14 protein-coding genes are annotated in these 12,585 nt (G+C 41.8%); 9 read left to right on the top strand and 5 right to left on the bottom strand.

Going from position 1 to position 12,585, the window contains the following annotated elements; genetic code table 11:
* Positions 1-90: 90 nt before the first annotated feature.
* Both HT574_RS15305 and HT574_RS15300 read left to right on the top strand, forming a co-directional pair.
* Positions 91-240 (top strand): DUF2639 domain-containing protein, encoded by a 150-nt coding sequence (locus tag HT574_RS15305; protein WP_175245274.1) that lies wholly within the window; start codon positions 91-93, stop codon positions 238-240.
* 77 nt (positions 241-317) lie between these two features.
* A complete protein-coding gene (locus HT574_RS15300) occupies positions 318-506 on the top strand; it encodes an NETI motif-containing protein (protein ID WP_175245273.1) in 189 nt (62 codons plus the stop codon).
* A 27-nt stretch (positions 507-533) separates the two neighbouring features.
* Here the strand turns inward: HT574_RS15300 and HT574_RS15295 are convergent, their stop codons facing one another.
* Complete coding sequence (locus HT574_RS15295) at positions 534-707, bottom strand: hypothetical protein (RefSeq protein WP_169735606.1); 174 nt, start codon at positions 705-707, stop codon at positions 534-536.
* A gap of 160 nt (positions 708-867) precedes the next feature.
* Between HT574_RS15295 and HT574_RS15290 the strand changes: the two genes are divergently transcribed.
* Entirely contained in the window at positions 868-1,083 is a 216-nt protein-coding gene (locus tag HT574_RS15290; protein WP_026078661.1) for a DUF6501 family protein, read from the top strand.
* Positions 1,084-1,376: 293 nt separating this feature from the next.
* On the opposite strand, the gene HT574_RS15285 is transcribed toward HT574_RS15290, so the two are convergent.
* Genes HT574_RS15285 through HT574_RS15275 form a run of 3 tightly spaced genes read right to left on the bottom strand, consistent with a single transcriptional unit; the run spans position 1,377 to position 5,133 of the window.
* Positions 1,377-2,522, bottom strand: coding sequence for a Ger(x)C family spore germination protein (locus HT574_RS15285; RefSeq protein WP_175245272.1), 1,146 nt, complete (start codon positions 2,520-2,522; stop codon positions 1,377-1,379).
* Positions 2,519-4,045 carry a spore germination protein gene (locus HT574_RS15280; protein WP_175245271.1) on the bottom strand — a complete coding sequence of 509 codons (1,527 nt, stop codon included), beginning with the start codon at positions 4,043-4,045 and terminating at the stop codon, positions 2,519-2,521. Before HT574_RS15280 ends, HT574_RS15285 begins: the two co-directional genes overlap by 4 nt.
* Positions 4,046-4,047: 2 nt before the next feature.
* A complete protein-coding gene (locus HT574_RS15275; RefSeq protein ID WP_175245270.1) occupies positions 4,048-5,133 on the bottom strand; it encodes a GerAB/ArcD/ProY family transporter in 1,086 nt (361 codons plus the stop codon).
* A gap of 311 nt (positions 5,134-5,444) precedes the next feature.
* Here HT574_RS15275 and HT574_RS15270 point away from each other — a divergent pair, with 311 nt between their 5' ends.
* Positions 5,445-6,377: a DMT family transporter gene (locus HT574_RS15270; RefSeq protein WP_175245269.1), complete on the top strand. Its 933-nt coding sequence runs from the start codon at positions 5,445-5,447 to the stop codon at positions 6,375-6,377.
* Complete coding sequence (locus tag HT574_RS15265; RefSeq protein ID WP_175245268.1) at positions 6,358-7,284, top strand: DMT family transporter; 927 nt, start codon at positions 6,358-6,360, stop codon at positions 7,282-7,284. Before HT574_RS15270 ends, HT574_RS15265 begins: the two co-directional genes overlap by 20 nt.
* A gap of 45 nt (positions 7,285-7,329) precedes the next feature.
* Here the strand turns inward: HT574_RS15265 and HT574_RS15260 are convergent, their stop codons facing one another.
* Positions 7,330-8,586: a sensor histidine kinase gene (locus HT574_RS15260; protein ID WP_175245267.1), complete on the bottom strand. Its 1,257-nt coding sequence runs from the start codon at positions 8,584-8,586 to the stop codon at positions 7,330-7,332.
* A gap of 215 nt (positions 8,587-8,801) precedes the next feature.
* Here HT574_RS15260 and HT574_RS15255 point away from each other — a divergent pair, with 215 nt between their 5' ends.
* From HT574_RS15255 to HT574_RS15240, 4 genes are all read left to right on the top strand, one after another.
* Complete coding sequence (locus HT574_RS15255; protein WP_175245266.1) at positions 8,802-9,479, top strand: YetF domain-containing protein; 678 nt, start codon at positions 8,802-8,804, stop codon at positions 9,477-9,479.
* Positions 9,480-9,602: 123 nt separating this feature from the next.
* Positions 9,603-10,019, top strand: a complete 417-nt coding sequence (locus HT574_RS15250) for a GntR family transcriptional regulator (protein WP_175245265.1) — start codon at positions 9,603-9,605, stop codon at positions 10,017-10,019.
* Entirely contained in the window at positions 9,985-10,884 is a 900-nt protein-coding gene (locus HT574_RS15245) for an ABC transporter ATP-binding protein (protein ID WP_175245264.1), read from the top strand. Before HT574_RS15250 ends, HT574_RS15245 begins: the two co-directional genes overlap by 35 nt.
* Complete coding sequence (locus HT574_RS15240) at positions 10,859-12,574, top strand: DUF6449 domain-containing protein (protein WP_175245263.1); 1,716 nt, start codon at positions 10,859-10,861, stop codon at positions 12,572-12,574. The genes HT574_RS15245 and HT574_RS15240 overlap by 26 nt, the downstream gene beginning before the upstream one ends.
* Positions 12,575-12,585 lie beyond the last annotated feature (11 nt).

Raw genomic sequence — 12,585 nt, 5'->3', positions numbered from 1 at the left:
ATGACGCCAATCCGTTTTTTAGTTCTATTTTTTGTTTTTCGCCGTATATATAGGACAAGTAGGACAAGCAACAGAAAAAGGGGGATGCTTATGGCTTATTTCGGTTCCAAAGGTTGGCTCGTTCAACAATTGAAAGAGGCAGGAGTTCGCTATCATCCTGTGGAAAGGAGAAAAGTGGAAACATACAAAACTGCCATTTTGTATGGACTGTACAAAAAATATGTACAGAAAATCCGTTAACCGAACGCTGCCATCGCGTTCGGTTTGTTTTTTGCAGCGAAATAGGTGATGATAAAAAGAAAGGAGGGATTATAGTAATGAAAAAAGTTTTTGTCGTCGAAGAACAGGAAACGCTTGACGAATGTCTCAAGCGCATAAAAGCAGAAGGATATCGCCCGATTCGCCGCATAGAACGGCCGATTTTCCGTGAAGTGCGGAAAAACGGGGAAACGGTCATTGAACCGTGTGGCAGAATCATCGAATTTGAAGCTGTCTTAAACAAATAAACGAGAATACCAAATAGGCATTCTCGTTTATTGTTGTAAATCGCGCGTTTTTTTCGCTTCGTCATGATTTCCGGTCGGATTGCCGCTTGATGCTTCGTATCCGACCCGATATACGTAGTTTTTTGGCGCGTTGATCACGTTATCCATGTTGTATTGCTTGACATCTTGTTGGAATTGACGCTCGCTCGGGCGTTTTTCCATCGTGTCTCCTCCCTTATTTTGAAAAACTTTCATCCATAGCATGCCCAACAGTACTTTCATTCATCAAAAACTGTGAATGGCCATTCTTTTGATATTGCAGCCGAATCGAAATATCGCTAAAATGGGAGTAGTAATGATGACAGAACAAGGGGAGTCGAATATGATTCATCAAACTTGGTTAAAACGCCCAACGTTAAAAAAAGTGAAATGTGTACATACAAACGCGGAAAAATACATCGTTGATCATGTGCTAACACCAGGAAAAACGTATGAAGTGAAAAACGAAACGGAAGAATTTTATTTTATTATTGATAACACGGGAAAAATTGGCGGGTTTTATAAAGATTATTTTGAGGAAGTGCGTGAGGAGAAGTAATACTTCCTCTTTTTTACAAGCTACGGTTTAGGAGAAGGTTCAACCCAACATGTGAAATAGTTATTCATATAGGTAAAATGATCATTGCACGATGGAAGCTGGCCCATCCGCTTCTTGCAAACCAATGGAGGCTGTCTCCGTTTCTTACGGAAGACAGCCTTTTCGCCTATATTGAGAAACGAGCGGTTTTTCTTTTGGTAACCACCTCGTGAGTACCCCAAGCAGCGGAAGAAAGCTGCACCATATCACAATGATGCAAATCAACATTATTTAGGAGAGAGGTTCACGATACATCAGTATTTCAATTTTTCTTTCCCAAATGTATTAATGGAGATTTTTACTTTAATCTTTTTTAAACTTTCGTCTGTTAATGGAATTTTTTTATTTTTGGAAAACTTTTTCCAATCTTCTGGCTTTTGACGATACATGGCTTCAGAGAGGTTAAGGGTATCAATATCATATTTTAGCCCCAGCTTGTAGAGGCTTCTTATTTCATCTTCCACCGTTTTTTGCGCCAAACGAACTAATTGTTTTTCCGTTAATTTTTCCCTTAACTCAATTACACTTCCTTTGGCGGTTACCTCTATGTTAAATACAGGAGTATATCCTTTGCGCTGATAGGAAATTTTTGACTTAGGTTTAAGAACAACGATTGATGCAACGACTTTGTTTCCTTTTTTTACATAAATAGGGGTTCTTTTTATTCGCTTTTCAAGCCACCTGATTCCTAGCAACTTAGAGCGATCGAAACATTTTTGAAGTTCATCATTGTGTATAAAGCACATTCCTTTTAAATTTAACATCGGTTTTTCTTTTTTTCCCTCCTTCCAATGGCGCGTAGTAATGCTGAGATAAGGAAGTCGCACTGTTTTGGCATCCTCACGTATATCAGCTACAAAGCGATTTAAGCGAATCAGCTGAATAAATGAACTTTGATTGAAAATTTCACTAGGATTGGCTAATAAAGAATAGTATGGCGATGTATGCAAAAGTGGTGCTGCCCCAAAAAAAAGTTTTGTTATCGGCTCATCTGTCGCATAAATCCATAATGTATGCCTAATTTCGTTATATCGGTCTAAAACGTCTAAGACGTCTTCTAGCACTACTTTCTTCAGCGCTCTTTTTGTAAACACGATACTTTTCACATGCGCCCATGATACCATTCGCTGAATAGAAGGATACAGATTATCGGTTGCGATATTAAATGTTTCGCCTTCGGCTTTTCCAACGGCAATGCCGGATTTTTCTAGGGCACCTCCAGACTCGACTTTCGCTAATCCGGTAAAGCTAGTGAAGGCCACATAAACGATAAACCGATTATCCTTATAATCAATACCAATCGTACCGACATAAAAAAGATGATCAATATTTTGCGATCCCCAGCATCCTGTTAACAAGAATATGGAAATCATAAAGGGAAAGGCGGTTTTGAAATTCAATTCGCTTCCCCCCTTGGTGTATCGTCCTGCGGTTTTACCAAACCTGCTCTCTTTTTAAATTTTTTCCAACCATTCGGAATTAAGGTTTTGAAAATATCCATGGTTGGAGGAGAGAGCGGCATAAGATACGGAATTCCAAATATTTTTAAATTCGCTACATATGTTAAAAGGAAAAATAAAGAAGCGATAAACCCAAATAACCCTAATACAGAAGAAGCGATTAAGACAATAAAACGCAATAGTACCACGGTTCCTGACAAATTTTGATTCACTAATGTAAACGAAGCGACCACGGCAATGGCCGCAACAACAAGGCTTCCCGGTGTGAATAAGCCAGCGCTGATAGCCGCTTGTCCAATAATCAATCCGCCGACAATCGATAATGTTTGGCCAACCGCTAACGGTAAGCGCATACCCGCTTCTTTAACAATTTCGAACAGCCCCACCATGATAAACATTTCCAGTGGAACAGGCAATGGCACTCCTTGCCTGGAAAGCACAACCGTTCCTAAGAGAGTGAATGGTATTTCTCCTGGATGAAACGATAACAAGGCGGTCCAAAATCCAGGTAAGTAAATAGCCAATGAGATTCCCATGAAGCGAAGGATTCTCTGAAAAATGACGAAGATAGGGGCTGTAGCGTTATCTTCCGATGTATTCAGTAAAAACAATAAGTTTCCCGGACCAATAATGACGTTGGGAACACCGTCTAACAGGATGATAAATCTTCCATTCAATAAGCTAATCGCCGCAAAATCTGGGCGCCCTGTGTAGGCAAATAACGGAAACAGCGAGAATCGTTTGTCGCCAAGCAACTCTTCCAACTGATTGGTATTCGTCAGGGAATCAATATTTAACTGTAAAATTCTTTTTTTTACTTCATGAATCATTTCACGATTCGCGATGTCCTCTATGTACATTAATCCCACTTTTGTTTGGCTTCTTGTTCCGACGATAAATTGTTCATAACAGAGCTTATGGGATTTAATTCGCTTGCGGATAAGCGCGACGTTTTTTGAAATTTCCTCAATAAAACCGTCTTTTGGGCCGCGGATCGACACTTCCGTGTTCGGTTCTTCCGGGTCGCGGTTGGGCGGATTGGCAAGCGTAAGGGAATATAAAACATCCGCTTCTTGAAAGTAGACTAATAAATCACCGTTAAAGAGAAGATAGTCTAGATCATCCACCAGCACTTCTTTTCCAAGCAGCTCCATTGGCATCAGTTTGTTTGCTTCAATTTCCTCCACCGACTGGCAAGGATATTTACGGCACATTTCGCGAAACATTGGAAATATGACCTGTTTCATCAGCTGAGTGTCGCACAGTTCCTCGCAATAGACAAACACTAGGGTAAGCGTGCCGCTTGCGGTTTTTGCTGGTTGAATCGTCGAGGTAAGAATCGCGACATCTTTACAGTTCGAATAATGATCCCGCAACGTTTGCTCGGAAACAATGAGTGTTTCCTGTCCGCTATGATCATTTGGATTAATTCTGACTTGCGGCGCTCTTGAAGGAATCTGCATGATTAAGCTCTCCTCTTTTTGAAATATGAAATGAGTGCCAATATCCCAATAAGCAAAGAGAGAGATAGAATGGATAGTAGCGAAGATGGTAAAACAAATCGATATAGAAAATCTAAAAATTTGTCGTCGCTAATGGGAAGCAATGATAATAAAAAAATAGTGATATAAATAACGATCAAAATCCATAATCGTGCTTTTTTATCCGTTACGTGAAATAGCTCTGGGATGAGCGCAGTAGCCAGGGAAATTCGGATAAATGCTCCAGACATCCACTGATAAACCGCAAGAAAATCAAGATATTCAATGTACGTTCCTAAGCTGATCAATCCCCATTCTTCAAAGGCTGGGTAACGTAAATCCGCTGCTTGTTTCGGTCCAAATTCAATAATCGCGCCAATCGTTGGACCAATGCCTAAGCTTGCGGCGAGAACACTAATGATTAACAGCGATTTAAAAGAAAAGCGAGCTGGAAGATAATGTTGCATGAATAAAATAAGAAAAATTTCCACATTTCCGGCACCAGCATAGATCATCCCTTTTAAAACAGGGGTAAAGCCATTTTCCATAATTGGCTTTAACAATGAATAATCTTTATGCGGCGTAGTTGTGATCGCAACTAACATCCCAAAAATAACGACAAACGGTAAAAGAATGAACGCCGTCTTTGCAATGGATGGTATGCCATAATATGAGTTATAAAAGCACATCACTGTTAAGATTAACAAAATGACCCAATCAGGTGTACGCGTTAAGAAGGTAGTGGTAATAAACGTAACCGTGTCGTTGACTGTAACATAGCCGATAACTAGTAATAATAGGCTTCCAAGAATAGCCACGAAATATGCAATGACACTTTTAAATTCTGTTTTTAACCATAAGAATAAATGCATTTGATTGGATTGCTTCATGACAAAATATAAAAGCGGAAGCCATAACGGCAATGCAGCAAAGGCCATGGTTGCCGAAATCCACGCATCACGACCGGCTGCGTCTAATAGCAACGGGACCACAATGACATGATTCATTAGCCCAATGGATAACATAAACACACAAATCAGTTGAACGGTATTTAACGGAGTATGATTCACAGCGGACACCTTTCTTCGGGTGAATTACTAACTATGTTGCTATTTTTTCCATAAGCAGCAATGCCTATTCTTTTTCGCAACATACATAATAATTAGGAAAATATGAATGTATATTTCACGATAATTTGATACAATGAAACAAAATGAAATGATTATAGAGAAAAGGGTGAGAAACGATGAGAATGTATTTCGATTTATTGGAAAACGATCAACCTGCGGCTCGCTTCTAAGACAGGGGAAGCAGCTAAAAACCTCGCCTCGTCTTAGGGAGGACGGCTTTTCAATCCCGATGAAGACGGAGGGTTGTTCCAATGAAAAATATATTTTTCGGCGCCTTCTATTTATCGCTGGCAGCCAGCATTTGGGGCGGAATGTACGTTGTCAGCAAATATGTCCTCGATTTCGTTCCGCCGTTTACGTTAGTGTGGCTTCGTTATGCCATCGCGTTCGTTGTTTTATTTGGGATATTAAAAGTCCATCAATATAAAACAAAAGCGAGGCTATCCCTTCGAAAACAAGATTGGCTTTTGCTAGGGTGGATCGGTTTTATTGGCTATTTTGTTTCGATATCCTTGCAATTTGTCGGCACCAAATTATCCGATGCGCATACAGGGGCGTTGATCACGTCGGCAACTCCGGCGTTTATTGTCTTGTTTGCAAGATTGGTCTTACATGAGTGGATCACCTTGAGAAAAGCTTTTGCTCTTTTGCTGGCAACCATCGGGGTTGTCATCGTCATCGGTTTGGACAATAGCGGGGGGACATCATTTTGGGGGAATATGATGTTAGTTGGGGCGGCGCTGACATGGGCGCTTTTATCTGTGTACGTGAAAGTGGCTTCCACCCGCTTTTCAGCCTTGACGATCACAACCTATGCCATTTTGTTTGCTTTATTATTCACTACCCCGGTTATGATTTGGGAGTTATATGAACAACCTGTTTCTTTTCCTGACATGATCGTCGTATTTGGGATTCTTTATCTTGGGATTATTTCGACCGCGGGGGCGTTTTTTCTCTGGAATAAAGGAATGGAAATGATGGATGCCGGGATTGGCTCGTTATTTTTCTTTTTTCAGCCGCTCGTCGGCGCTGTTTTTGGCTTTTTGTTTTTACATGAACAAATTGCAGCTTCGTTTTATGTAGGCGGTTTGCTGATTATCATAGGGGTGTTTATTGCCGTTAAGCATCCTATCCATCAACATCAGTCAAAAGAAGGGGAGAATTATGGCCACACAAGTCTCTAGTCGCATCAAAGGACTAATGATGGTCATCACCGGTGCAGCGCTTTGGGGATTATCAGGCACAGCGGCGCAAGTGTTATTTCAGGAAAAACAAATAACCGCAGAATGGCTTGTCGTGGTGCGAATGATGCTGGCGGGAAGCGCGTTGCTATTGTTTGCGGCATGCAAACGGATGGCGATATTTTCGATCTGGACCGACGCCAAAAGCATCGTAAGCTTACTATTGTTTGGGTTTTTCGGCATGCTTGGAGTGCAATATACGTATTTTGCATCAATTGCTACAGGCAATGCCGCTACGGCGACATTATTGCAATATTTAGCTCCTGTCTATATTGTGTTATACGTCATGGTTGTCCAAAAGCATCGTCCATCGAAAGAGGCGGTGTTTGCTATTGTATTGGCTCTTTTAGGAACGTTTCTATTAATTACAAACGGTTCAACCGGGGAATTAAAAGTGCCATTGATATCTGTTGGTTGGGGAATTCTTTCTGGTGTTGCCTTAGCTTTTTATACATTATCTTCGGCACAGATGCTGAAACAGTGGCACTCCACCATCGTTGTCGGTTGGGGAATGGTCATCGGAGGGGGAGTCATGTGTTTTGTTTTTCCTCCTTTTCCGCTGCCGTTGGTCCGCTGGGATGCACAGACGTGGCTGCTTATCTTGTTTGTTGTTGTATTTGGCACTTTATTTGCATTTTTATTATTTGTCGAAAGCATTCGCTACTTATCGCCGACGGAATCGAGCTTGCTATCTAGCGTAGAGCCGCTATCAGCCGTAATAGCCTCGATTGCTTTTTTACATGTCCCGTTCGGTCTGTTTCAAGCCATTGGAGCCGTTTGCATTATGGTGACGGTTCTCTTGTTATCTCAGAAAAAAGAGAGACAGCCCTCACACTCGACATCTACATAAGAAAGGGATGTGGGCTAGCTCCACATCCCTTTCTTTCTGACAGGATCAGTTCGCAGCTTTAGGAAACGTAATCGTTAATGTAGTTCCTTTATTTACCTCACTTTGAATATGCAGCGTTCCCTGCATCGTTTGAATCATCTTTACCGCTATCATTGTTCCAAGACCGGTTCCCTTTTCTTTTGTACTAAAGTATGGCTCGCCAAAACGGCCTACTTGTTCCGTTGTCATTCCCACGCCAGTGTCTTTAATCGTAATGACGACATGATTTCCATGCACGCGGGATGAAATCGTCAATGTCCCTCCGTTTGGCATGGCTTCGATGCTGTTTTTTATCAAATTTAAAAAACACTGTTGAAAGTACTGAATGTTTCCGACAATCGCAGCGGGTTGCAGCTCTTCAACAATTTCAATCGAGCTCATATGAGCCATTGGCACCAGCATCTGAACGACCTTTCGCAACTGGGCATCTACCATGAGACGTTCTACCTTGTTCGATGCTGGTTTGGCAAAGGTTAAATAATCGTTAATAATCGCTTCCGCTCGATTAATTTCGTCTAAAGCAATTTGAATGTAGCGATCTTTTGTATCTTGTGAAAGAGAAGGGGTTTTTAATAATTGAATAAATCCTTTGACAACGGTTAATGGATTGCGAACTTCGTGTGAAATACTGGCCGCAAGCTGACTAACCACTTCCATTTTCTCGACTTTAACCAGTTTGGAGCGCATCATAATTGCTTCTTTTAATGTTTCCATAATATATACGACAAATAGCATCCCAATGGGAGGAAGTACAATGAAATAAACAATATAAGTGTCCGTTACTGGAAAATGGGCGATGATGATAGCGAGAAACGTGGTGAGAATCGCCAGAAAAAAGGTTAACCAGACCGACATAGAGAGTTTGTTTCGGCGTTTTAATGTCTTAAATGTCGGCGAAATGGAAGCTGTGACCACAAACATGGTCATATACACAATCGCAGTAATATACTCAAATCCGTAAATTAGAGAGCGAGCAGCCAGCAAAATCAGAAGCAAAATAAAGCCGACGATTCCGCCGCCATATAGTGCACCTACAAGAAATGGAATTTGTCGTAAGTCATGGATGCAACGTTCATCAATGTAAATAGGAAATTTCATGCATAAAATGATCGGAAACCCCATGCAAATGGCAAGGAGGGCATTTCTGTATGATGGCCGCTTTTTAAATATCTCCCCGTGATCATAAATAAAATAAAAAACAAATACGCTCACTAAAATATAAAACAAATTGTTTAATACATGTTGATTTATATAAGAACCCATAAATATCTCCCATCCACGAAAATTCGACCCTATTATTATATTATTATACGGAAAGAATGGGATGGAAAAATAGCTTTTTTATAAGGGAATAAACAATTGTTGAAAAAAGGAGTTGCATTCTTGGATTCAGGCGGCAAAAACTTTGCCGTGACATAATTTAGCATGTTGTTGTTCATAATGAAACTAATGAATCATGATCAGGATGGTGGCAATGAATGAAATGGGTGCATTTAACAGTAGAGCTTGTGACAGGATTTGTGCTTTTATTTCTCGTTGTGAAAGTGGCCGGCAAAAAACTGATCCATCAAATAAGCCCATTTACATTTATTTCGGCGCTCGTATTAGGAGAGCTGTTAGGAAACGCTCTATATGACGATCATGTCCATCTTTGGTATATTATCTATTCGATATCGTTATGGGGAGCGCTATTATTGGTTGTCGAATACATGAGTCAAAAATGGCTCCCGTTTCGCCGCCTTAGTGAAGGAAAACCGACAGCATTAATCCGAAATGGGATCATTGACTATGAAGCATTGAAGAAAAGCCGGATGACGCTCAATCAACTGCAAAGTTTGCTTCGTCAAAACGAAACGTTTTCATTGCGGGAAGTCGCTTTTTGCTATTTAGAGGCAAACGGAACAATCAGCGTCTTGAAAAAAGCAAAATATCAAAAAACGATACGTGAAGATTTTCAATTGCCGCCCCATCCCGTTCATGTTCCGGTTACGCTCATCCGCGAGGGACAGCTGCTTATCGATGAACTGCACGCAATTGGCAAAGATGAGCAATGGCTAAACGAACAATTGCGTACCCATGGCGTGTCATCGTATGAGGACGTCATCATTGCCGAATGGCTGGAAGGGGACGGCCTATTTGTGCAGACGTATTCGTAATGTAAGGAATATCATTTCCTTATGTTACGTTTTTTTATTTATGGAAAATACTTGCTATTTAACTGTTATAAGTGTATTATTATTAATAGTACAATTGATACAGACGATGAAAGGAGGGGGGAGATGTTTGAGTTAGACGTTCGCAGCCGCCAGCCGATTTATGAACAGCTTGTCGAAAAAATGAAAGAAATGATCATCCGCGAAATATGGAAGCCGCATGAGCAGCTGCCATCCGTACGGATGATGGCGAAACAATTAACGATTAATCCAAACACGATTCAAAAAGCGTATCGGGAATTAGAGCACCAAGGGTTTATTTATTCGATTCCAGGAAAGGGAAACTTTGTTTCTCCGCAGCCGAAAACAGCAAGCCAAGAAAAAATCGCAGCCATTCGCCACGATATTGTCCGTCTGGCTGCCGAAGCGTTTTTTTTAGGAGTGACAAAAGAAGAAGTGCTGCAATGGATCGAACAAGCGGAACAAGGGGAGAGAGGGGGAAAAACAGATGATTCATTTGACGAACGTAACGAAAACGTTTGACCGATTTCAAGCGATTCGCGGAGTCAGCATGACGGTGCAAAAAGGAAGAATTTACGGCTTGCTCGGCTCCAATGGCGCAGGGAAAACGACATTGTTAAAGATGATGGCTGGGATTATCCGTCCTGATCATGGTACGGTGCTCATTGACGGGGAAGAGGTATGGGAAAATCCAAAAATAAAGCGGCGAATCATGTTTTTGCCGGATCATGTATATTTTTTTCCGCAAACAACGATCGAACAAATGGCCGCGTTTTACGAAAGCGTCTATCCATCTTTTCATCGGGAGCGGTTTATGAGATTACAAGAAATATTTTTGCTTGATCCGCGCAAAAAAATTCACCAGTTTTCGAAAGGAATGCAGCGTCAAGCCGCGTTTTGGCTCGCCTTTTCGATGATGCCGGACGTGCTCATCATGGATGAACCGCTTGATGGACTCGATGCGGTCGTGAGGCAAAAAGTGAAAAACATTATCGTCCAAGAGGTCGCCGAGCGCGAAATGACGGTCGTTATTTCTTCGCATAACTTGCGGGAGATGGAAGATCTTTGCGACTGCATCGGCATTTTGCATGAGGGAGAAATGATGTTTGAAAAAGAGCTGGATGCGATGAAAACCGATATCCATAAAATTCAAGTCGCTTTTCGCAACGGAATTCCAAGGCAATTTGCTGAGCAACTTAATATCGTTTACAGAGAGCAGCGCGGCAGCGTCCTTCTCCTTATTGTGCGCGGCGAAAAGCAGGAAATCGTTTCCTATATTAAGCCATTTCAGCCGCTCATTTTCGATATCCTGCCGCTTACGCTCGAAGAAATTTTCATTTACGAAATGGGGGGTGTCGGCTATGCCATCGAAAATATTATCGTTTAACCGCGGGCTTTTTGTGCAAAATCTTCGCAGCGTAGGCTGGATTGGCATCGTGCATTTCTTGCTGTGGTTCGCCGCCATTCCGCTGCAATTATTGATGGCTTACTCCCAGCAGGAAGATGGAGGTATCTTTCCAGAATGGGAAAGTTTATACAGCATTTCCGCGGAATTTCAAACGATGATCGTCTTTACGCTGCCGGTGTTATTAGCCGCACTGTTATTTCGTTACATGCAAGGCAAACCATCATCTGATTTTATGCATAGTTTACCTGTACAGAGAGCGGAACTGTTTTGCCAGCAAGCCTTGTTTGGCGTGATGCTCATTGTCCTCCCCATCGTGCTTATTTCATTGCTTACCGTCGTTTGTCGCTATGGATTAAGTCTTTCCGTGCCGCTTGCTATCATTGACATTATCCGCTGGACGTCGGAGACGTTTGTTATGGAGCTGTTTGTTTTTGCCGCTTCTGTTTTTGTCGGCATGATGACAGGCATGTCGACGCTGCAAGTCGTATTTACGTATATTTTGTTTTTATTCCCGGCAGGCATCACATACTTGTTATTGACCAATGCCTCGTTTTTATTAGTTGGTTTTTCTGTCAATTATTATTTATCAAAAAATTTAGAGGAAATAGTACCGTTTTATCGCTATTTGAATCTCCAAGCAGAGTCGTTGACAGCGGGCGAATCGCTTGCTTATCTGCTTTTGATTATTTTGTTCCTTATTTTCGCGATTTGGCTGTACCAAAAACGGCATAGCGAGGCGGCGACGCAGGCGCTGGCGTTTCCGGTGCTCCGCCCGGTCTTTAAGTACGGCGTTGCCTTTTGTACGATGCTTCTTGGCGGTCTTTATTTCGGAGTTACGCAAAATCAGTTTTCCTGGATTGTATTCGGATATGTCACCTTCTCATTCATCGGCTTTTTCGTTGCTGAAATGATTATTGAAAAAACATGGCGCGTTTTCCATAAGTGGAAAGGATACGTTTATTTTGCCGCAGCGATGGTGGCCGTTGGCATTTTGGTTCATCTGGATATAACCGGATATGAAAAACGGCTGCCAGCGTTAGAGGATATCCGCCAAGTCTATTTCGGCAGTTCCGTCTATGATTTTGTTGAAAATGGCGAACGTTCGTATGTGCCGTTTGAGCAAGAAAACCAGTTTTTAAAGGAAAAAGAAAATATTCGAGCCGTCTACGCATTTCACCAACAGCTAGTCAAAGATCAGCCAAGACCGTTTCCGTCTGAGGCGCAGCGACAAGTCGTCATCGGTTATGTGTTTAAGGACGGCAAGCGGATGATTCGGGAGTACAGTGTGCCTATTGAATCGTATCTTTCCTATTATCAACCGATTTTAGAGTCGAAAGAGTATAAGAAAAATTATTATTTATTGCTGCGCGATCAAGGATATTCGCCGATTCGCCAAGTCGCCTTCCGCCACCCAGAGACGAGCGAGAAAACGTTGACGATCATCGAGCCGCAGCAAATTGATTCATTTATCGAAGCGTTAAAAGCCGACTTAATGGAAGAGCCGGCGAGCGCGATGCTGGATAGCAACAAAGTATGGCAGGGGGATATCGAGCTTTTACAAAGTGACGGCGATACCATTCTTCTCGCGTGGAAAGAAACGTATACGCATGTCGAAAAGTGGCTCAAAGATCATCATCTGCTCGCAAAAGCCCGAGGGAATGCGGAATGATAAAAGGGAAT

Source organism: Parageobacillus sp. VR-IP (assembly GCF_013357975.1).
GTDB lineage: Bacteria > Bacillota > Bacilli > Bacillales > Anoxybacillaceae > Saccharococcus > Saccharococcus caldoxylosilyticus.
The sequence above is the reverse complement of the archived record's forward strand: the minus strand, read 5'-3'. Positions and strand labels throughout refer to the sequence as shown.